The organism is Pseudomonas sp. WHRI 8519, from assembly GCF_040224055.2.
GTDB classification, from domain to species: domain Bacteria; phylum Pseudomonadota; class Gammaproteobacteria; order Pseudomonadales; family Pseudomonadaceae; genus Aquipseudomonas; species Aquipseudomonas putida_X.
On the sequence record NZ_CP167996.1, the window covers coordinates 4,395,224 to 4,416,398 of the forward strand.

A 21,175-nucleotide genomic window follows, 5' to 3' on the forward strand; every position below is an offset into this window, starting at 1 on the left:
GCTCAGCGCGCCCTCGCCAGTTCACGCAGCCATTGCAGCGCTTCGCTGGCCAATGCCTGGTAGTGCGGAAGAATATCGGCAAGGCCGACCCAGAAGATGCCGATACCCAGCACCAGGGTCAGCGGGAACCCGATAGAGAAGATGTTCAACTGCGGCGCAGCGCGGGTCATCACGCCAAAGGCGATGTTCACCACCAGGAGCGCGGCGATTGCCGGCAGGATCAGCAGCAGACCGGCACCAAATACCCAGCTCAGGCGGCCGGCGATTTCCCAGAAGTGGTTGACCACAAGCGCGTGACCGACCGGCAAGGTGGTAAAGCTTTCGGTCAGCACTTCGAATACCACCAGATGGCCGTTCATCACCAGGAACAGTACGCTCACCAGCATGGTCATGAACTGGCTGACCACCGCCACGTTGACGCCGTTGGCCGGGTCGACCATCGATGCGAACGCCATACCCATCTGTATCGCGATGATCTGCCCGGCGATGACGAACGCCTGGAACAGCAACTGCAACGAAAAACCGAACAATGCCCCGACGATGATCTGTTCACCGCACAACAACATGCCACGCAAGCTCAGCGGGTCGAATTCCGGCAACGGCGGTAACGCTGGCACGATCACCACGGTAATGGCCACGGCTGCGTACAGGCGTATGCGCGCCGGCAGCATGCGGGTACCGAAGATGGGCATGGTCATCAGCACTGCGGTCACCCGGAACAGCGGCAGGATGAAGGTGGCGACCCAGGTGCCGATCTGTGCGTCGGTCAGCTCCAGCATGGCCGCCTCAACCGATCAGCTGCGGGATGCTGGTGTACAGGCCCGTGATGTATTCCATGAACTTCTGGGTCAGCCAAGGGCCGGCGACGATCAGTGTCACCAGCATCACCAGCAGGCGCGGCAGGAAGCTCAGGGTCTGTTCGTTGATCTGCGTGGCAGCCTGGAACATCGCAACCACCAGGCCGACCAGCAGGCTCGGCACCACCAGAATGGCCACCATCAGCGTGGTAAGCCACAGGGCGTCGCGAAACAGGTCGACGGCAACTTCAGGGGTCATGCAAGGCTCTCCTTGACGGCGTCAGACGCCGCCGAAACTGCCGGCCAGGGTGCCCATGATCAGCGCCCAGCCATCGACCAGAACGAACAGCATGATCTTGAACGGCAACGAGATGATCAACGGCGACAGCATCATCATACCCATGGCCATCAGCACGCTGGCGACCACCATGTCGATGATCAGGAACGGGATGAAAATCATGAAACCGATCTGGAACGCGGTCTTGAGCTCCGAGGTGACGAACGCCGGCACCAGGATGGTCAGCGGGACCTGATCCGGGCCGGCAATGTCGGTGCGCTTGGACAGGCGCATGAACAGGTCCAGGTCGCTCTGCCGGGTCTGCGCCAGCATGAAGTCCTTGAGCGGCCCCTGGGCCTTGTCGATCGCCTGCTGGGCGGTCATCTGCTCGTTGAGGTACGGCTGCAGTGCATCCTGGTTCACCCGGTCGAACACCGGGGCCATGATGAACATCGTCAGGAACAGCGCCATGCCGGTCAGCACCTGGTTCGACGGTGTCTGCTGCAAGCCCAGGGCCTGGCGCAGGATCGAGAACACGATGATGATTCGGGTGAAGCTGGTCATCAGGATGACGAACGCAGGGATGAAACTCAGCGCCGTCATGATCAGCAGGATCTGCAGGCTGACCGAGTATTCCTGCTGCCCGTCCGGGCCGTTGGACAGGGTGATGGCCGGGATCGACAGCGGGTCGGCGGCCAGGGCCAGAGGCGCTGCCAACAGCAGCACCAGCATCAACAACAGGCCCGACAGGGTACGTAGCGCGCCGCTCATCACTTCTTGTCCTTATGATCCTTGCCCATCAGCTCCATGAGGCGCTGGGCAAACTCCGGCGTGGCCTGGCGGGCGCTGGCCGGCACTTGCACGGGCTCGGCCAGCACATGCAGTGCTTCGATGCTGCCTGGAGTGTGGCCGATGAGCAGTTGCTCCTTGCCCACCTGCACCAGCAACAGCCGGTCACGCGGGCCAATGGCGCGGCTGCCGATCACTTCGATCACCTGGCCGCCCTTGGGTGCTGCGCCCTGCATGCGGCGCAGCAGCCAGGCCAGAAAGAAGATCAGGCCCACCACCAGCAGCAGGCCCAGCACCATTTGCGCCAGCTGCCCACCCAGGCTGCCGGGCGCTGCGGCCGGCGGCGTGGCCACCACGGCCGGTGCGGCAGCGGCGATCACCACTTCGCTGGCGAGCAGCGCGGCAAGGGCCGTGACAGCCCGTATCGTGCCCTTCACTCAGCGCAGCTTCTTGATGCGTTCGCTGGGGCTGATCACGTCAGTCAGGCGGATGCCGAACTTCTCGTTGACCACAACCACCTCGCCGTGGGCGATCAGGGTGCCGTTGACCAGCACATCCAGCGGCTCACCGGCCAGGCGGTCGAGCTCGATCACCGAGCCTTGGTTGAGCTGCAGCAGGTTGCGGATGTTGATCTCGGTGCTGCCCACTTCCATGGAGATGTTCACCGGGATGTCCAGGATCACGTCCAGGTTCGGCCCTTCCAGGCTGACGTTTTCCTTGGGCCGGGGGGAGCTGGCGAACTCCTCCATCGGCAACCGGCCGGCACCGGCGCTACCGCCGTCGCCGCCGAGCAGCGCGTCGATGTCAGCCTGGCCGGCATCACCGGTTTCTTCCAGCGCCGCAGCCCATTCATCGGCCAGGGCCTGTTCATCCGGGGAGGTAATCTCGTTTTCGTTAGCCATGATGTCCTCGACAGGCATTCAATTCGTAGTGAGCGACCGGCACGCCGTCAGCGGCGTTCGATCGGGTCGATGATCTGCAACGCCAGGTTGCCCTTGTGCGAACCCAAGCGCGCCTTGAACGACGGCACGCCATTGGCACGCAGCACAAGGTGCTCGGGCAGCTCCACCGGGATCACGTCACCCGGTTGCATGTGCAGCACATCGCGCAATTTGAGTTGACGGCGGGCAACCGTGGCACTGAGCGGTACCGAAACGTCCAGCACGTCTTCGCGCAGGGCCTTGACCCAGCGCTCGTCCTGGTCGTCCAGATCGGACTGGAAACCGGCATCGAGCATCTCGCGCACCGGCTCGATCATCGAATAGGGCATGGTCACGTGCAGGTCGCCGCCGCCACCGTCCAGTTCGATATGGAAGGTCGAGACCACCACGGCTTCGCTCGGCCCGACGATGTTGGCCATGGCCGGGTTGACTTCGGAGTTCATGTACTCGAAGTTGACCGGCATGATCGCCTGCCAGGCTTCCTTGAGGTCGATGAAGCACTGGTCCAGCACCATGCGCACCACGCGCAGTTCAGTGGGGGTGAATTCGCGGCCTTCGATCTTGGCGTGACGACCGTCACCCCCGAAGAAGTTGTCCACCAGCTTGAACACCAGCTTGGCGTCCAGAATGAACAGCGAAGTGCCGCGCAGCGGCTTGATCTTGACCAGGTTGAGGCTGGTCGGCACGTACAGCGAATGCACGTACTCGCCGAACTTCATCACCTGCACACCCCCCACCGCAACGTCGGCGGAGCGACGCAGGAGGTTGAACATGCTGATACGGGTGTACCGGGCGAAACGTTCGTTGATCATCTCGAGGGTCGGCATGCGACCGCGCACGATCCGATCCTGGCTGGTCAGGTCGTAGCTTTTGATGCTGCCAGGCTCGGCAGCGCTCTCGGTCTGTACCAGCCCATCATCGACGCCGTGCAGCAGGGCGTCGATCTCATCCTGGGACAGCAGGTCCTGTACGGCCATTGCGGACTCCTACTGCAATACGAAATTGGTGAACAGCAGCTGGTCTATCACCGGCTTGCCGACTTCCTTCTGCGCCACTTCCTGAACCACTGCGGTGGCTTTCTGGCGCAGCATCTCCTGGCCCACGGAGCTGGCGGCCAAGGTGTCGAAGCCCTGCCCGGAGAACATCATCACCAGGTTGTTGCGGATCACCGGCATGTGCACCTTCAGGGCATCCAGGTCAGCCTGGTTGCGCCCTTGCAGGGTGATGCTCACCTGCATGTAGCGCTGGCGGCCGTTCTGGTTGAAGTTGACCACGAAGGCCGGCGCCAGGGGCTCGTAGATTGCCGCCAGCTTGACGTTGGCCGCTGCCGGATCGGCCGCTGGAGCCGACTCGCTCTTGTGCATGAAGAACCAGGTCGCGCCCACCGACAGGCCGACCGCCAGCAGAAGGGCCAGCACCAACAGCAGGATCAGCTTGAGTTTGCCTTTAGTGGCGGGGTCTTTCACTGCGTCGCTCTTCGCCATGCCAATAATCCGTCGTCCATCGGGGTTTCAAATGAGGATGACGTGGCTTGAGCAAGTGTTATGCCAGATTGGGGATTTTTTGCCGGGACCGGCCCTATCGCCTGCGACCGGCCATGGCAGAGAACAGCAACTCACGCATAGAAGTCGACGGCACTGTCGCCGACCACGACCTGATGCTCGACCGGCCGGGAGGCGTCAGCGAGCTCACCCTGCTCGCTACCACCGCCATTCTGGGCCCGCCGTGCGGCAACGCCGGACAACTGTGAACCGTCCTGCTGCGCTTGCTGTTGCTGCCCGCGCGACTGGTCAGCCACGTTGACGTCCGGCTGCGCCAGCCCCTGCTGGGCAAACAGCTCGCGCAAGCGATGCACCTGGCTGTCCAGCGCATCACGCACGCCTGCATGGCCGCTGATGAAGGTCACCTGGGTCGCCTGGTCGGCAGCGACGTTGACGCGGATATCCAGCCGGCCAAGCTCGGCGGGCTCCAACTGGATGTCCGCCGACTTCAGGTTCTGGCTGGACAGGTACATGACGCGGTTGACCAACCCTTCAGCCCAGGCGTTCTGGTTCATCGACAATGGCTGGTGCAGCGGGTTGCCGGTCACCGGCACGGCATTGGCGGTCTTGGCCGTGGCAGCCTGGGTCAGGCTCGCCAAGCGGTTGGCGAAATCGTCGATCCGAGTGTCGCTGGAGGCGCTCTTGGTATCCTTGAGGCCATCGTCGAGCAACGCACCAAAGGCCTTGTCACCGGTTTCCGCTTGCCCTGCCTCGGCCTCAACCTTGTCGATCAAGTTCGCCAAGGGATTGACGGCAGGCTGACCATCCTCGGCACTGGCCTGGGAGGGGTCGGCGGCGTGGGCCGAGGTCGTGCCCTTGGCGTGAGCGCTTTGCTCCAGCGCCAGGCGCAGTGTCGGCAAGTTGGCCAAGGGGTCGGCATCAGGGTCGAAGGCTTGCGCTGCCGGATCCTCGGGCAGCGCTTCGGTTATCGCAGCTTGCGGTAGCTGGCCCGCAGCCTGAAGCACCGGCGCCACCGCTTCAGCCTGGGCTTGCAGCAACTGTGCCCCCGGCTGCGCATCGGTCACCTGGCCCGCCACCAGGCTGGCGTCCAGCGAGGTCGAATCACTGCCAGGTGCGCTATCGGTACTGGCTTGCGCCTGATCGTCCGCTGGCAATTTATTGCCGTCATCGGCAGCCGCCGGTTTGTCGGCAGGCTCTTTCTTGCCGTCTTGGCCGACCTCATTCTTGTCCTTGGGCTTGGCCTGGGCAACCTTGTCATCACGGACCTGCGCTTTGTCATTGCCCTGCCTGGCCATGACCTGATCGAAGCCGCCGCCCTGCCCGCCCGCCGCCTGCAGCGGCTTGTCCACCTGCGAGGAACCCGCACGCGACGGCTTGCTCAGCGTACTGGTTTGCAACAAAGGATTAGGTGCGACAGGCATTGAGGGGTCTCCGCGCCAGAAACAAAGGTATCGTTGAGGCACATACAGGCAAAAGTCGAGCCAACTGCCCGATCAGCCTGCGGAAACACGCTTGCGTTCGCCCTGATAGAAACGCTGCACCTCCAGATACTCCTGGTCGATGCGGTTGATCAGTTCTTCTATGCCATTGAACGAGCGCTGCTTGACCCGCTCCTCCAGCTGATGGCAAAGCTGCGCCAGCCCGACCGCGCCCATGTTGCTGCTGCTGCCCTTGAAACTGTGCGCGGCCACGCCAAGCTCATCGGCGTTCCGGGCGCCGTGAAGTGCGTCAAGACGCCGCCCGGAATCTTCCAGAAAGGTTTCAACCAGCTGCAGGTAGCCATCTTCCATGACCTCCTGCAGCTCACTGAGCACCCTGTGGTCAATATGTATGTCAGTCACTTGCTCACTCCCTGATCAAGCAGAATTATGCCTCAAGCGCCAAACAGCTCACCAATCGAACTGCACCCATGCGCAACGGCCACCTTCACGCCACCCGGCACGGCTGCCAAGGCGCCGCACCAGGTGCAACCCACGACCACTCAACCCGTGCTCACGGGCAGGACGCGCCAGCACCCGCTGCACATCGAACCCCGCACCACTGTCACGGACTTCGATCATCAGACGACCACCCTCGGCCATCGGTTCCACTTTCAGATCGATGCGCACGCTGCCCTCGGTCAACGCAGCGAGCCTGCGGGCGCGTTCCTGATAGTAGTCGGCAAACCCATGCACATCCCGCTTGAGCCGCGAATCCAGGCGCAGCACACCGTGCTCCAGCGCATTGGAATACAACTCGCTGAGCACGCTGTGCAGGGCGCCGGTGCGGGGCCGCAAACCGTGGATTTCCTGCAGCAACTGCACCAGGTACGGCACCGGGTTGAACCGTTTGAGGCTCTCACCGCGCAACTCGAAGCCTAGCGACCAGTCCAATGGGCTGGAGCGCCCACTATCAGAATAGATGGTTGGCGCCGGCACCCGCTCCTGGGCGGTGAACATTCGGATATCGCACAGGCTGATGTCATCCCTGGGGCGCCCGCCGAAGCGCTCCAGCGCCTCCATCACCTCGTCGAAAAGCCGCGCCGGATCACGGTTGGCCGCCAGCACCGCGCGTAGGCGCTCGACACCGAACAACGTCTGCGCTTCATCGGCTGTATCCACAACACCGTCGGAGAGCAGCAACACCCGCTCCCCCGGCGCCAGCGGCAACACCTCGGTACTGTCATCGAAGCGTTCAGGCGCCAGAATGCCCAGCGGAAGGTGGCGCGAACCCAGCATCGAAAGCACCTCACCGCCAGGCGACAGGCGGTAGCCATCCGGCATGCCCCCGTTCCACACCTCCACCGAACCGCGTTGCACGCTCAGGCTGAGCAGCTGTGCGCAACAGAACATGTCCACCGGCAAGATGCGCTTGAGCTTGGCGTTCATCTCACGCAGCATGTGCGCCAGGCCGTAGCCTTTGGCTGTCATGCCATAGAACACTTCCGCCAAGGGCATGGCACCGATTGCGGCAGACAGCCCATGCCCGGTGAAGTCACCCAGCAGCACATGCATGTCGCCGGATGGGGTGAACGCCGCCAGCAGCAAGTCGCCATTGAACAGTGCGTAAGGCGACTGCAGGAAACGAATGTTCGGCGCCGTGATGCAGCCAGAATGGGCAACCTTGTCGAACACCGCCTTGGCCACCCGCTGCTCGTTGAGCAGGTGATGGTGATGCCGGCTGATCAGGTCGCGCTGCTCGAGCACCGTGGCCTGCAGCCTGCGCAGGCGGTCCATGGCGCGGATCTTGGCGCCGAGGATCACCGCACTGTAGGGCTTGGCCATGAAGTCGTCACCGCCCGCCTCCAGGCAACGCACCAGGGCCTCTTCCTCATTGAGCGAAGTCAGAAAGATGATCGGCACCAAGGCCTCGCCGGCCAGCACCTTGATCTGCCGCGCCGCTTCGAAACCGTCCATGACCGGCATCAGGGCATCGAGCAGGACCAGTTGCGGACGCTTTTCGGCGAACAGCTCAACGGCTTGCTGGCCGTTTTCCGCGGTATAGACGTGATGCCCCTGGCGCCGCACGATCTGAGCCAGCAACAGCCTGTCCGTCGCCCCGTCTTCGGCCACCAGCACGGTCAATGGCTGTTCGGCCGGCGTCATGACGCTCAACTGATAGCGAACAGTTTGTCGAAGTTGGATATGGCAAGGATCTTGCGCACGTCTGAACTGGCATGCACCACGCGCACGTCCGATTCATCGCCCCCGGCGTGGTCACGCAGCAGCAGCAACATGCCGAGGGCCGAGCTGTCCAGGTAGGTTGTGTCTTTGAGGTCGACCACAACCGAGTCCGGACGCTTGGGTTGACGCTCGTAAGCATCGCGAAACTCCTGATGCTTACCGAAATCGAAACGACCCTTGATCTTGATCGTCAGCTTTTTCTCGTCCTGCGAAAAATCGGTCTCGACTGCCATGCTAGCGATTCCTTCGATGATGGCGAATGCAACAGTTCAAGGTTTAGCAGGCAGGGGGCAGAGCTGCAAGCTGCAAGCTGCAAGCTGCAAGCTGCAAGCTAGGTGTGACCTTGCCTTGGCAATCGCTGGGACAATTCATCCAGCAAGCGCTGCTCGCGCTTGTCCTCGGCGCGGCGCGCCTCTTCCTGGTAACGCTGCACCAGTTTGCGCAGGCCCTCCACCCGGGCATAGGCTTGCTGCCAGGTGCCCCTGGCGTTCTTCAGGTTGTTCTGGTGCCAAGTCAGGCTCTGGCGCTGCTGGGTCATGGCCGTTTCGAGCTGGCCTAGAAAGCGCTGGTAGTTGACCAGCCAGCTGCCATTGACGCCTTGGCCACCGCGGTCGATCCATTGCGCCTGATAGCCCTCACGGAACGACTCAAGTTCGGCCAGCTTGGCCTGGGCCTGGGCCACCAACTGCTGAAAATGTCCTAGCCGCTGGGCTGCCTTGCGCTCGGCTTCCTCGGCCATCTGCACCACTGGCAGCAGACGCGCGGCACGACCAGGCGTACTCATGGCCTATCAACCGTTCGCCGGAGGCGTGAAGATAGCCCCCAACTGCTGTCGACTCTGCTCCATGCCGACATTTTCATCCAGCCCTTGGCGCAGCAAGTCCACCAGTTTAGGCTGCAGCGCAATGGCCAGGTCGGTTTCCGGGTCGCCGCCTGCCACATAGGCGCCGACACTGATCAGGTCGCGGCTTTGCGACAGGCGCGACCACAGTTGCTTGAATTTCTGCGCCTGGCGCAGGTGATCGGCATCGACCACCTGCGGCATCACCCGGCTGATCGAGGCTTCGATATCGATCGCGGGGTAATGGCCTTCCTCGGCCAGCCGGCGGGACAAGACGAAGTGGCCATCGAGCACGCCACGCGCCGAGTCGGCGATCGGATCCTGCTGGTCGTCGCCTTCGGACAGCACGGTATAGAAGGCCGTGATCGAACCACCGCCGGGCTCACCATTACCGGCGCGCTCCACCAGCTTGGGCAGTTTGGCGAACACCGATGGCGGGTAACCACGGGTCGCCGGCGGCTCGCCGATGGCCAAGGCGATTTCACGCTGGGCTTGGGCGAAACGGGTCAGCGAATCCATCAGCAACAGGACGTTCTTGCCTTTGTCACGGAAGTACTCGGCGATGCGTGTGCAATACATGGCCGCACGCAACCGCATCAACGGCGCGTCGTCGGCCGGGGATGCGACCACCACCGATCGCTTGAGCCCCTCTTCACCCAGAATATGCTCGATGAACTCCTTCACCTCGCGGCCCCGTTCGCCAATCAGGCCGACCACGATGATTTCGGCTTCGGTGAAGCGAGTCATCATGCCGAGCAACACCGATTTACCGACACCGGTACCGGCGAACAGGCCCAGGCGCTGGCCCCGGCCGACGGTCAGCAGGCTGTTGATGCTGCGAATGCCCACATCCAGTGGCTGGCTGATCGGGTCGCGGTTGAGCGGGTTGATGATCGGGCCGTCCATCGGCACCCAATCCTCAGCCTTCATCCCGCCCTTGCCGTCCAGGGCTCGGCCGGCGCCATCGAGCACCCGGCCAAGCATACTCATGCCCATGGGCAAACGACCGCTGTCGTCCAGCGGTACCACCCGCGCCCCGGGGGCGATACCGGCGATGCTGCCGACCGGCATGAGGAAGACCTTGCTGCCCGCGAAGCCCATGACTTCGGCTTCGACCTGCACCGGGTGGTAGGAGTCGTCATTGATCACCAGGCAGCGTGCGCCCACTGCGGCGCGCAGGCCTTCAGCCTCCAGGGTGAGGCCGACCATGCGCAGCAGACGGCCTTCGACCACAGGCTGCACGGGCAGCGTGATCGCCTCGGCGTAGCCACCCAGGCGTTTGCCGAAGCTGGTGCGGTCAAGGCGCATCGTCGGCGCCCAACTCGATCGATACATCCGGCGCCGCCGGGTGCAGGGCCTGGTCGTGCAACTGATCGAACAGCTGGGCCACGGCCTTTTCGATGCGGGTTTCCATGGTTGCGTCGATGCGGCTGTGCGCGGTCTCGATGCGGCAACCCCCTGGCAACAGGGCGTCATCCTCAAGCAGCTTCCAGCTCTCCTCATGGCGTTCGCGCAGGGCTTTGGCCAGTTCGAAATCCTGGGGGTTGAGGTGAATGCGGATAGTGTCCGCGCCCATGGGCAGCAGCTTCAACGCTTCGCGCAGTACCTGGGTGATCTGGCTGGAGTCGCTGCGCAGTTCGCGACCGATCACCTGCTGCGCCATGTGCGCCACCAGGTGAACGAGGGTCTTCTCGATCTGTGTGTCCTGCTCGGCGATCGGCTCGAGCAGGTGCGCCATCAGCTGTTCCAGGTCGGCCAGCCGGGCATTGAGCGCCTCCTCGGCCTCCTGTCGCACCTTCAACTGGGTGCTGTGAAAACCTTCGCGCTCGCCGGTGGCGAAACCTTCGTTATAGGCCTCCTGCCGGATCGCTTCGAGCTCTTCAAGGGTCAGTGGCTGGACTTCCTCCAGCGGTACTTCCTCGACCTCTTCCTCGATGATTTCCGGTTCCGGTTCGGGCTCAGGTTCCGGCTCAGGGTCGAAGCTGGGCAGTGCCCACACATCGACGCCTTCCAGGTCACGTGCGCGAATCAGGTCGCTGGGGTGCTGTTCTTTGCTGGACATTGGCATGCCTGGTGTTGAAAGCGGGATGAGCTGCAAGCTGTGGGCTGCAAGCTGCAAGAAGAAGCAGGCTGTGCAGCGTCTGGCTTTCCCTTGCCGCTTGCAGCGTGTGGCTTGCCGCTTAAATCATTTCCTCGGCGCCCTTGCCGCCGAGCACGATCTCGCCGGCCTCGGCCATGCGTCGGGCAATGGTGAGGATTTCCTTCTGCGCCGTTTCCACGTCGCTGACGCGCACCGGGCCCTTGGCCTCGAGGTCGTCGCGCAGCAGCTCCGAAGCACGCTTGGACATGTTCTTGAAAATCTTGTCCTTGACCCGCTCGTCGGCGCCCTTGAGCGACACCACCAGCACATCGGAGGACACTTCGCGCAGCAGCGCCTGGATGCCGCGATCATCGACATCGGCCAGGTTGTTGAAGACGAACATCAGGTCTTCGATCTGCTCCGACAGGTCGTTGTCGACCTCGCGGATCGAGTCCATCAGCGCACCTTCCACGGAGCTGTCGAGGAAGTTCATGATGTCGGCGGCGCGCTTGATGCCACCCAGGGTGGTGCGTGCGGCATTGGAATTACCCGAGAACTGCTTCTCGAGAATCTGGTTCAGTTCCTTGAGCGCCGCTGGCTGAACGGTGTTGAGCGAGGACACGCGCAGGATGATGTCCAGGCGCACCTTGTGGTCGAAGTTGCTCAGCACTTCGCCAGCCTGATCAGGGTCGAGGTAGGCGACCACGATGGCCTGGATCTGCGGGTGCTCGAAGCGGATCACATCCGCCACCGCCCGCGGCTCCATCCACTTGAGGCTGTCCAGGCCGCTGGTATTGCCGCCCAGCAGGATGCGGTCGATCAGGCCGTTGGCCTTGTCCTCGCCCAGGGCCTGGTTGAGCATCTTGCGGATATAACCGTCGGACCCTACGCCCAGGCTGGTCTGGTCGCCGACGATCTCGACGAACTCGCTCATCACCTGCTGGACCTGCTCGCGGTGCACGTTGCCCATCTGAGCCATGGCCACACCGACCCGCTGGACTTCTTTGGGGCCCATGTGCCGCAGCACCTGGGCGGCATCGGTTTCACCCAGCGAGAGCAAAAGGATTGCCGCTTTGTCGGTGCGGCTCAGCTTGGCGGTAACGGCTCGGTTATCACTCATCGGCGTTGATCCACTCTTTCACGACCTGGGCGACACGGCCCGGGTCTTCGGCCACCAGGCCTTTGATTGCGTTGAGCTGTGCCTCGTAACCCTCGCTCGGGCTTGGCAACAGAATGCTTGTCGGGCCACCCAGGCTGACGCGGTCGTTGGCCAGTTCGCCATCCAGACCGATCATGCCGCCCAGCTCCATGTCGCTGTCCGTTGCAGCAGCCTGCTTGCCGCCGCCTGTGATGTTGTTGAGTACCGGGCGCAGCACGCCGAACACCAGTACCAGAATGAACACCACGCCCAACACTTGCTTGACGATGTCCCAGAACCACGGCTGTTGATAGAACGCAATGTCGGCGATTTCTTCGCCGCGGTCGGCAGCGAACGGCACATTGATCACCGTGACGCTGTCGCCACGGCTGGCATCGAAGCCCACGGCGTCCTGCACCAGGCGGGTGAAGCGCGCCAGGTCCTCGGCGCCCCACGGCGCGCGGGTGGTCTCGCCGGCGGCGTCGACCTTGACCTGGTCATCGACCACTACCGCCACCGACAGGCGGGTCAGGCGACCCTGCTGCTGGCGGGTGTGGCTGATCGAGCGGTCCAGCTCGAAGTTCTTGGTGGTTTGCAGACGCTTGTCGGCCGGGTATGGCGCGAGCATTGGCTGGCCGGTGGCCGGGTCCATGATCTGCTGGCCGTTGGCATCCACCAGCGGCTGGCCAGGCTGGACCGCACCGGCGGCAGGGGCTGCGGCGGTGGCGTTTTCAGGCGCTGCTGCACCTGCCGGCGGTTGGTTGCTCAGCGCGCCAGGCACACCTTGCGGCCCCGAGCTGCTGGCACGCTGCTCGTTGACCGACTGCTCGCTGCGCAGCGCCGGCTGGTCCGGGTTGAACTGCTCGGACGTAGATTCCACTGCACTGAAGTCAAGATCGGCAGACACCTCGGCCTTGTAGCGGTCGTTGCCCAGTACCGGTTGCAGGATGTTGTGCACACGTTGGGTGAGCATGCCTTCCATGCGGCGGCTGTAGTCGAACTGCTTGCCAGCCATGGTCAATGCAGTGTCCTGCAGCTGGTCGGAGAGCAGGTTGCCCTTCTGGTCGACCACGGTGACCTGCGACTTGTCCAGCTCGGGCACGCTGGTGGCGACCAGGTTGACGATCGCCATCACCTGGCCGGCTTCCAGGGAGCGGCCGGGGTACAGTTCGACCAGGACCGAGGCGCTGGGCTTGCGCTCATCGCGCACGAACACCGAGCTTTTCGGGATCGCCAGGTGCACGCGTGCGGCCTTGACGTTGTTCAGGCTGGAGACCGTACGGGCCAGCTCGCCTTCCAGGCTGCGGCGGTAGCGAGTCGCTTCCATGAACTGGCTGGTACCCAGGCCCTGCTCTTTGTCGAGCAGTTCGAAGCCGACATTGCCGTCGCTAGGCGCAACGCCTGCGGCTGCCAGTTTCAGGCGCGCACGGGAGAGGTCGTCGGCCTTGACCAGCAGAGCACCGGAATTGGGCTCGACGTTGTAGGGGATGTCTGCAGCGGCCAGGGTATCCATGACCTGCTTGGTGTCCATACCGGCAAGGCTGCCGTACAGCGGCCGGTAATCGGGCTGCTGCGACCACAGCACCACGGCGAAGCCGATCGCCACGCTCGCCGCCAACCCGACCAGCAGGCCGATCTGACGCAGCATGGGCATCTGCGAGATGTTTTCCAGAAACGCCATGCCGAACAGCGGCGGCTTGGACGCTGGCGGGCCGCTTTTGGCGGGGACGTTATCGACGACTGCTTCAGCCATGACTTACTTCCGTCCTCAAACCGGCATCTGCATGATGTCCTGGTACGCCTGGACCAGCTTGTTGCGTACCTGGGTCAGCGCTTGCATGGAAACGCTGGCTTTCTGCGAAGCGATCATCACGTCAGTCAGGTCGACGCCGCTCTTGCCGATCTCGAACGCATTGGCGAGCTGGGTCGACGCCTGCTGGGTCTGGTGCACTTTGCCGATGGCTTGGCCGAGCATGTCGGCGAAGCTGCTCTGGCCTTCTGCCAATTCGGGCGCGGCGGTGGCTTTGGGCAGCGACATGGCATCGGCCTGCATGGCACGCATGTCCAGCATCAGACGATTGAATTCAACACCTTGGCTCATGAACTTCTCTCTCCGGCTGCCGCATTTTTTTGACACTCATGCGGCGGATAGCCCTTCTAAAGCAACAACAGTGCCAGCTAGCTGGAAGCTGCAAGCTGCAAGCTTCAAGCTTCAAGCTTCAAGCTGGACTGCGGCGCTCTTGCTTGTAGCTTGTAGCTTGTAGCTTGTAGCTTGTAGCTTGCAGCTCGGCGCAGCTCACCCAAAAAGGCTGGCTTCCACGTCCAGTCCGGCATCGCGCATTTGCGCAAGCTTGTAGCGCAAGGTACGTGGGCTGATGCCGAGCCGCTCGGCAGCCTCCTTGCGGCGACCGCGCTCGGCGCGCAAGGTGTCGATGATCATCTGGAACTCGTGGCGGCGCATGTCATCGCCCAGGCCACCGGCATCAGCTGCCGGCTCGACCGCGACGGGCAGCGGCGTGGCGGGTGCAACCGCCGACAAGGGAATGGCGCCGGCCAGACAAAAATCCGCCGCTTCGATCACCCCACCCTGCTGCAGGATCAGCGCCCGCTGCAACGCGTTGTCCAGCTCACGCACATTGCCCGGCCAGGCATGGGCCTGCAGGCAGGCCTTCGCCGCCGCCGACAGACGCACCGGCGCATGCTTCATCTTCGCCACGTGCCGCGCCAGCAGGCGCTCGGCCAAGGGCAGGATGTCGCCAGCACGTTCGCGCAACGGCTGCCAGGCCAACGGGAACACCGACAGGCGGTAGAACAAGTCCTCACGGAAACGCCCGGCCGCCACTTCACCGGCCATGTCGCGGTTGCTGGTTGCCAGCACGCGGATGTTCAGGGTAATCGGCTTGCGCCCCCCTACCCGCTCAACCTCACGCTCCTGCAACACACGCAACAGCTTGGCCTGCAGGCCCAGAGGCATTTCAGAAATCTCATCGAGCAGCAGCGTGCCGCCCTCAGCCTGCTCGAATTTGCCGGCCTGCGCGGCAATGGCGCCGGTGAAAGCGCCTTTCTCGTGGCCGAACAGAGTGGCCTCGAGCATGTTGTCCGGGATGGCCGCGCAGTTGATCGCGACAAATGGCTGCGCCGCACGCGGCGACTGCTGGTGAATGTACCGCGCAAGCACTTCCTTGCCCGTGCCCGATTCACCCGAGATGAGGACGGTCGAATCGCTGCGCGCCACACGCGCGGCAAGCTCCAGCAGTTGACGGCTGGCAGCTTCGCAGGCCACCGGCCCATCGTCCTCGGCCGCACTCAGGCGCCCGGCGGCGTGACGCTCGACCAGGCTCAGCAGCGCCTTAGGCTCGAAGGGTTTGACCAGGTAATCCACAGCGCCCTGGCGCATCGCCTCGACAGCGCGCTCCACGGCAGCGTGAGCAGTCATCAGCAGCACGGGCAATTGCGGCTGCTGGCGGCGCAGGTGCGCCAGCAACTGATGCCCATCCATGCCCGGCATGTTCACGTCACTGATGACCAGGCTGTAGCCGTCGCTTTGCACCGCCTCCAACGCTTCTTCAGCGCTGCCCACAGCGCGATAGGCAAAACCGCCGATCTCCAGGGTATCGCCAAGCGCTTGGCGCAGTACCCGGTCATCCTCGACCAACAACACCTTGATGAGCATCATGCGACCTCCGCAGGCTGCCCGCCGATCAATGGCAACTCCACCCTCACACAGGTGCCGCGCCCGACCCTGGAGCGCAGCTGCAACTTACCGTGGTGCGCCCGCACCACGGCCATGACCACGGCCAAGCCGAGCCCGGTGCCGGTAGCCTTGGTCGTGAGGAACGGCTCACCGAGCCGCCCCAGGAGCTCGGCATCGATGCCGCTGCCGGCATCACTGATGCACAGGTGCAGGGTGTGGTCGCGCCGATACAGGTGCACTTTGAGCCGCGCAGCGCCAACGCTGGCCTGCAGAGCATTCTCGATCAGGTTGAGGATGGCGCCGACCAGGGTGTCGCGATTGCACAGCAACTCACCCAAGTGGCTGTCGCACTGCCAACGCACGGCATGGCCCTGGACATGAGGCTGGGCGGCTTGCTGCAAGGCCTGGAACAGGCCCTTTGGGCTCACCCGGTCACCCAGTGGCAGCTCGCCCCGGGCGAACACCAGCATGTCGCGCACCTGGTGTTCCAGTTCGTACAGACGCTCCCTGAGGCTGCCGGCGAAACGCCGGCGGGTCTCTGGCGCAAGCTCACGCTCGTCTTCGGCCAGGTGGCTGGCATAGAGCATGGCTGCCGACAGCGGTGTGCGTATCTGATGGGCCAGCGAAGCGACCATGCGCCCCAATGACGACAGGCGCTCATGGCGTGCCAACTGGTCCTGCAGGCGACGGGTTTCGGTCAGGTCATTGAGCAGCACCAACTGCCCTGGCTCGGCATCCAGCGAACGCGTGGCAATGGACAAACGGCGGCCATCGCGCAGGGACACCTCATGCCCGTCATCCTTGCGCGGGGCGAAGCTGCGGGCGATCACCTGGCGCCATAACTGGCCGAGCAAGGGCTCACCCAACAGTTCGCAGGCCGCCGGATTGGCTTCGCGCACCAGGCCTTGGTCATCGATGACGATCACCCCGCCAGGCAGCAGGGCCAGCAGGTTCTGCAAGCGATTGGCCAGGCGCTCTTTCTCGTTCAGCTCGGCCATGCGCTGGGCGCCGACTACCGCCAGTTCACCCTTGAGCTCACTGACGCGGGCCTCGAGCATGCTGTAGGACTGGTTGAGCTGGGTGGAGACTTGGTCGAACAGGGCGAACGCCTGCTCCAGCCCCTGTCGACTCTCCTGTTCGACGGGGGTAGGCCCCTGCGGATCAGGGACTCGGGAAAAGTGGGCGGCCTGGGGCATCGTGCTCTCTCGCGTGGCTGACCGTCATAAAAACGGTGTGATGCCAGCGGTGTAGCAATAGCCGTGCCGGGGCTGGGGGTTTGTGCTGCCTGCTCGGGCCCTATCGCCGGCAAGCCGGCTCCCACCACGACCGCGCTGCTCTGAAGGCCTGCGCTTTACCTGTGCAAGCAAAATTTCTTAAAGCCGGCGCACATCCATGTGGGAGCCGGCTTGCCGGCGATATGGGCGGTACAGGCGAAGTCAATCTTCCGCCTGTTCCTCACCGCCCTGGCGACTCATGCCGTACTTGCGCATCTTCTCCACCAGGGTGGTGCGGCGAATACGCAAACGTTCAGCCGCCCGCGCCACGATACCGTTGGCATCGTCCAGCGCCTGCTGGATCAGCCCCTGCTCCAGGCTGCCCAGGTAATCCTTGAGGTCCAGCCCCTCAGGCGGCAGCATGGCATGGCTGGCAAAGCTCGGCGCATGGCCGTTGATAGCCACGCGCTCTTCCAGGTCACTGCGCAGGCTGTCGACCAACTGCTCGTCTTCATCGTCGACGTAGCGGAATTTCTTCGGCAGCTCCGACACACCAATCACCCCGTACGGGTGCATGATCGCCATGCGCTCGACCAGGTTGGCCAGCTCGCGGACGTTACCCGGCCAACCATGCCGGCACAGCGACATGATCGAAGCAGAGTTGAAACGTATCGAGCCACGCTTCTCATGCTCCATACGCGAAATCAGCTCGTTCATCAGCAGCGGAATGTCTTCCACACGCTCACGCAACGGCGCCATCTCGATCGGGAACACGTTGAGGCGGTAGTACAGGTCTTCACGGAAGGTCCCACCCTCGATCATGGTCTCAAGGTTCTTGTGGGTCGCTGCGATGATGCGCACATCGATGCTCTGGGTCTTGTTGCTGCCAACCCGCTCGAAGGTACGCTCCTGCAGCACACGCAGCAGCTTGACCTGCATCGGCAACGGCATGTCGCCGATCTCGTCGAGGAACAGCGTGCCGCCATTGGCCAGCTCGAAACGCCCGGCACGGCTGGTGATGGCGCCCGTGAACGCACCCTTCTCGTGGCCGAACAGTTCGCTCTCCAGCAACTCGGCCGGGATCGCCCCGCAATTGACCGGCACGAACGGCGCTTCGCGGCGCTTGGAGTGGTAATGCAGGTTGCGCGCGACCACTTCCTTGCCAGTACCGGACTCACCAAGAATAAGTACGCTGGCGTCGGTGTCGGCGACCTGCTGCATCATCTGCCGAACATGCTGGATGGCGCGGCTGGTGCCAACCAGGCTACGGAACAGGTTAGGCTCGCGCTGACGGCCGCGCTCACGGGCCTGGTCGTACATCTCGCGATAAACCTGGGCCCGGTGCAGGGAGTCGAGCAGCTGGCTGTAGCTGGGCGGCATCTCAAGGTTGGACAGCACGCGTCGACGAAGCTCTTCCGGGAACTCCGCAGAAGAAATTTCGCCGATCAGCAACACCGGAAGGAACTCATCCCACCCGGCCACTGTCTTAAGCAACCCAAGCACATTGCCTGGAGCATTCACGGTTCCGATGAGCACGCAGAGCACTTCACGACTGGAAGACAACGCCCCCACCACCTGCTGCCAATCCTGGCTGGAGCAGGGCAGGTTTTCTTCGCCGAGAAAGTTCAGGACCACCGCCAGATCGCGGCGGCGGGCGCTGTCGTCATCGATCAGGAGAATCTTGGTTTCACGCCACATGCAATAGCAACTTCCCTAGTCATATCGGCGCCCGAAGGCGTGCGCGACATCATTCAGACTGAATGGTCAGTGTTCGGACGTCTGAAATTCGAAAACAGCCACTAGTAAAGTCAAAAAAAAGTATGCAGTCAAATTAATGGCGCACGGCTTTTAGGACATCTGTGGTCAAGTGAACAGATGGTATACCTTGGCGGCACTTTTCGCCTGACGGATTTGCGTCATCTCATCGACTATAGATTGACGTTCACCGCTTGCAACATCAATTAACTGCCCGTAGACCGCCAGTAGGCCCTCAAGACTTGAGCGTACCGCGTCTTCATTGCTGAGCGCTTCGGCCAGAACCTCCTCGATACAAAGACGACACTTCAGGTCAAGCTCCCCTACCGCTTCCCAGTCACGACTGGCCAACGCAGCAAGCAACGCGCTACGGGTCCGCTCGATACCCTCGATCACCTTACTCATGAAACCTCCCGGGTCAGGGAACCATCGACTGCGGAGCGATCGCGTCCCAGCCTTCCTTGACAGTGCTCAGCAAGTCCCTGACCTCATCCAGAATCGCCGGATCATTCTGGATATTGGCCTCACTCAGACGGCGAGTCATATACAGGTAGAGACCATCGAGACGAATGAGCTCGTCGGTCATGTTGTCACGATCCAAACCTTCGCGCAGGCCACCAATGATGCCAATAGCCTTGCCGATCGCGATGCCTTTGCCGGCGATATCCTTGCGCTGCATCGCGCCGCTGGCCTGGGCAATACGGTCCAGACCACCTTCCATCAGCATCTGCACCAGGCGATGCGGGCTCGCTTCGGAGGTCTGCGCCTGGGCGCCAATCTTCTGGTACTGCCGAAGGGCTAACATTGGATTCATGGGTACCTCGTCACCGCAGGGTTGCTGTATGACCGGGCTATCGGCGCGGCGTCAAAAAACTTTAGGAAGAATACAAAAATGCCCGACTGAGCGTCACGCCTCGTCGGGCTTTTGGCGTTTGTTTGTCTTGCGTAAATCGTAGCACGGGCGCGGCATCGCACAGCGTGATGCCGCAGACCTGCCATGTAGCCCATGGCCGATCAGGAGTTCTTCTGCTGTGCTGCCATCGCTTCAAAGATGGAAACGACACTGTCGCGCTGAGCATTGAGTTGCCCGACCAAGGTGTCCATGGTGTTGTACTTCTTGGTCAATGACGCCTCCAGGTCCTTGATGCGGGCATCCAAAGAGCTCTGCTCCATGGTCAGGCTTTTCTTGGCAACCTCAAGCGACTTGTTGCGCTCATCCAGCACACCACCAGACGCGGAGAACGGCTCCATGGTCTTGACCATGCGATCGAGCAAGCCGCCGTCGCCATTGAACAGATTCTGCACCTCGCCACCAAGCTTCTGATCATTGATCGCCTTGGTGAACTTGGTGCTGTCGAACTCCAGCAGGCCGCTACTCTGAGCGGTATTGATCCCCAACTGCGAAAGTACCGTCAATTGCCCCGAACCACCGGTACCGGAGACCACCAGCTCATTACGCATGGCCGACAGCATGCTGCGCACTGCCGGGTCACCCGACAGAGCCGGAGTGTTCCAGCTGCCGTCTGCCGCCTTGGTCGACACACTCACACTGTTTATCGTATTCACCAACGCGTTATAGGCATCGACGAACGACTGCACCGACTTTTTCAGGCCCTCAGTGTTGGCAGCCACGGTGACGCTGACCGGGCTGAGCGTTTCGGTCTTGGACAGCAGTTCGAACGTCATGCCACTGATCGCGTTATCGACCTTGTTCGATTTGCTGGTGAGCTTCATGCCATCGATATCGAACTCGGCATCTTTTGCGAGTTCGCCGATACGGCCAGCACCGCCCGCATCGGCCATCTGCGTTGCTGGGTCGATGGTCAGGTCAGCGACCCCCGAAGTAGAGATGTCCGAACCTTCACCCATGGTTTCGGAGCTCAACACCAACCGCGAACCGGTACCGTCGTTAACGATGTTGGCGGTGAAGCCCTTGCCGCTCGCCTGGGCGTTGATCGCATCACGCGCCTGCTGCAGCGTAGCATTGGCCGGAATGGTCACATCGAAGTCGACGCTATTCTGGGTGATGGTCAACGTGCCACCACTGGCGGAAACAACCGAGCTGCTGTCGGTGAAACGCTGACTGGCTACGCGCGACGCCGTGGCCAGCTGGGTAACCTGGATCGAATAGCTGCCGTTGACTGCCGCACTGCCTGCCGTGGCCTTGACGTACTTGTCGTTGGAGGAGGCTGCCGTGGACCCGAGAAACGCAGGGTTGGCACTGTCGTTAAGCTTCTCCAGCGCCGTCTTGTAGGCGGTCAACGCACTTTTGAGGCTACCCACCGCCGAAATCGATGCGGTGTTCGCCGACGTGCGGCGGTCGAGCTGGCTCTGCTTGGGAGTCTTTTCGGCATCAACCAGGGCCTTCACAATGGCCGAGGTATCGAGACCGGAACCCAGCCCCAAACTCGGTAGAATTGGACTTGCCATTACATCCTCCTTACTGGTTAACGCCCAAACGCAGAGTTGCCTCATCAGCGCCGGC

General features: G+C 62.6%; 23 protein-coding genes. All 23 read right to left on the minus strand.

Annotation, left to right across the window (positions count from 1 at the left end):
* Nucleotides 1–2 precede the first annotated feature (2 nt).
* On the minus strand, nt 3–779 hold the full coding sequence (fliR, locus tag ABRP30_RS19975; RefSeq protein WP_241804568.1) for a flagellar biosynthetic protein FliR: 777 nt from the start codon (nt 777–779) through the stop codon (nt 3–5).
* A 7-nt stretch (nt 780–786) separates the two neighbouring features.
* Nucleotides 787–1,056, minus strand: coding sequence for a flagellar biosynthesis protein FliQ (gene fliQ, locus ABRP30_RS19980; RefSeq protein ID WP_012315510.1), 270 nt, complete (start codon nt 1,054–1,056; stop codon nt 787–789).
* A 21-nt stretch (nt 1,057–1,077) separates the two neighbouring features.
* Nucleotides 1,078–1,845 carry a flagellar type III secretion system pore protein FliP gene (gene fliP / locus ABRP30_RS19985; RefSeq protein ID WP_241804569.1) on the minus strand — a complete coding sequence of 256 codons (768 nt, stop codon included), beginning with the start codon at nt 1,843–1,845 and terminating at the stop codon, nt 1,078–1,080.
* Nucleotides 1,845–2,300, minus strand: coding sequence for a flagellar biosynthetic protein FliO (gene fliO, locus ABRP30_RS19990; RefSeq protein WP_241804570.1), 456 nt, complete (start codon nt 2,298–2,300; stop codon nt 1,845–1,847). Before fliO ends, fliP begins: the two co-directional genes overlap by 1 nt.
* The gene (gene fliN, locus ABRP30_RS19995; protein WP_267817700.1) at nt 2,301–2,765 is read right to left on the minus strand and encodes a flagellar motor switch protein FliN; all 465 of its coding nucleotides are present in this window, start codon (nt 2,763–2,765) and stop codon (nt 2,301–2,303) included.
* A gap of 47 nt (nt 2,766–2,812) precedes the next feature.
* Nucleotides 2,813–3,781, minus strand: coding sequence for a flagellar motor switch protein FliM (fliM, locus tag ABRP30_RS20000; RefSeq protein ID WP_012315514.1), 969 nt, complete (start codon nt 3,779–3,781; stop codon nt 2,813–2,815).
* A gap of 9 nt (nt 3,782–3,790) precedes the next feature.
* Nucleotides 3,791–4,288, minus strand: a complete 498-nt coding sequence (gene fliL, locus ABRP30_RS20005; protein ID WP_241804572.1) for a flagellar basal body-associated protein FliL — start codon at nt 4,286–4,288, stop codon at nt 3,791–3,793.
* 131 nt (nt 4,289–4,419) lie between these two features.
* Nucleotides 4,420–5,727: a flagellar hook-length control protein FliK gene (locus tag ABRP30_RS20010; protein ID WP_349976158.1), complete on the minus strand. Its 1,308-nt coding sequence runs from the start codon at nt 5,725–5,727 to the stop codon at nt 4,420–4,422.
* A 72-nt stretch (nt 5,728–5,799) separates the two neighbouring features.
* Nucleotides 5,800–6,147 (minus strand): Hpt domain-containing protein, encoded by a 348-nt coding sequence (locus ABRP30_RS20015; RefSeq protein ID WP_241804574.1) that lies wholly within the window; start codon nt 6,145–6,147, stop codon nt 5,800–5,802.
* Nucleotides 6,148–6,195: 48 nt separating this feature from the next.
* The gene (locus tag ABRP30_RS20020; RefSeq protein WP_349976159.1) at nt 6,196–7,890 is read right to left on the minus strand and encodes a fused response regulator/phosphatase; all 1,695 of its coding nucleotides are present in this window, start codon (nt 7,888–7,890) and stop codon (nt 6,196–6,198) included.
* A 5-nt stretch (nt 7,891–7,895) separates the two neighbouring features.
* The gene (locus ABRP30_RS20025; RefSeq protein ID WP_012315519.1) at nt 7,896–8,201 is read right to left on the minus strand and encodes an STAS domain-containing protein; all 306 of its coding nucleotides are present in this window, start codon (nt 8,199–8,201) and stop codon (nt 7,896–7,898) included.
* Between the two features lie 98 nt (nt 8,202–8,299).
* Nucleotides 8,300–8,752 carry a flagellar export protein FliJ gene (gene fliJ, locus ABRP30_RS20030; RefSeq protein ID WP_349976160.1) on the minus strand — a complete coding sequence of 151 codons (453 nt, stop codon included), beginning with the start codon at nt 8,750–8,752 and terminating at the stop codon, nt 8,300–8,302.
* Nucleotides 8,753–8,758: 6 nt separating this feature from the next.
* The gene (fliI, locus tag ABRP30_RS20035; RefSeq protein ID WP_349976161.1) at nt 8,759–10,117 is read right to left on the minus strand and encodes a flagellar protein export ATPase FliI; all 1,359 of its coding nucleotides are present in this window, start codon (nt 10,115–10,117) and stop codon (nt 8,759–8,761) included.
* Nucleotides 10,107–10,871 carry a flagellar assembly protein FliH gene (gene fliH, locus ABRP30_RS20040; RefSeq protein ID WP_267817711.1) on the minus strand — a complete coding sequence of 255 codons (765 nt, stop codon included), beginning with the start codon at nt 10,869–10,871 and terminating at the stop codon, nt 10,107–10,109. Before fliH ends, fliI begins: the two co-directional genes overlap by 11 nt.
* Nucleotides 10,872–10,989: 118 nt before the next feature.
* Nucleotides 10,990–12,009, minus strand: a complete 1,020-nt coding sequence (fliG, locus tag ABRP30_RS20045) for a flagellar motor switch protein FliG (protein ID WP_012315523.1) — start codon at nt 12,007–12,009, stop codon at nt 10,990–10,992.
* Nucleotides 12,002–13,780, minus strand: a complete 1,779-nt coding sequence (gene fliF / locus ABRP30_RS20050) for a flagellar basal-body MS-ring/collar protein FliF (RefSeq protein WP_241804579.1) — start codon at nt 13,778–13,780, stop codon at nt 12,002–12,004. The genes fliG and fliF overlap by 8 nt, the downstream gene beginning before the upstream one ends.
* A gap of 15 nt (nt 13,781–13,795) precedes the next feature.
* Entirely contained in the window at nt 13,796–14,128 is a 333-nt protein-coding gene (gene fliE, locus ABRP30_RS20055; protein WP_012315525.1) for a flagellar hook-basal body complex protein FliE, read from the minus strand.
* Nucleotides 14,129–14,323: 195 nt separating this feature from the next.
* Entirely contained in the window at nt 14,324–15,700 is a 1,377-nt protein-coding gene (locus ABRP30_RS20060; protein ID WP_349976173.1) for a sigma-54 dependent transcriptional regulator, read from the minus strand.
* Nucleotides 15,700–16,917: an ATP-binding protein gene (locus tag ABRP30_RS20065; protein WP_349976162.1), complete on the minus strand. Its 1,218-nt coding sequence runs from the start codon at nt 16,915–16,917 to the stop codon at nt 15,700–15,702. The genes ABRP30_RS20060 and ABRP30_RS20065 overlap by 1 nt, the downstream gene beginning before the upstream one ends.
* 240 nt (nt 16,918–17,157) lie before the next feature.
* On the minus strand, nt 17,158–18,633 hold the full coding sequence (gene fleQ, locus ABRP30_RS20070) for a transcriptional regulator FleQ (protein WP_241804581.1): 1,476 nt from the start codon (nt 18,631–18,633) through the stop codon (nt 17,158–17,160).
* A 165-nt stretch (nt 18,634–18,798) separates the two neighbouring features.
* Entirely contained in the window at nt 18,799–19,095 is a 297-nt protein-coding gene (locus ABRP30_RS20075; protein ID WP_241804582.1) for a flagellar protein FliT, read from the minus strand.
* A 13-nt stretch (nt 19,096–19,108) separates the two neighbouring features.
* Nucleotides 19,109–19,504: a flagellar export chaperone FliS gene (gene fliS, locus ABRP30_RS20080; protein WP_241804583.1), complete on the minus strand. Its 396-nt coding sequence runs from the start codon at nt 19,502–19,504 to the stop codon at nt 19,109–19,111.
* Nucleotides 19,505–19,704: 200 nt separating this feature from the next.
* A complete protein-coding gene (gene fliD / locus ABRP30_RS20085; RefSeq protein ID WP_349976163.1) occupies nt 19,705–21,120 on the minus strand; it encodes a flagellar filament capping protein FliD in 1,416 nt (471 codons plus the stop codon).
* Nucleotides 21,121–21,175 lie beyond the last annotated feature (55 nt).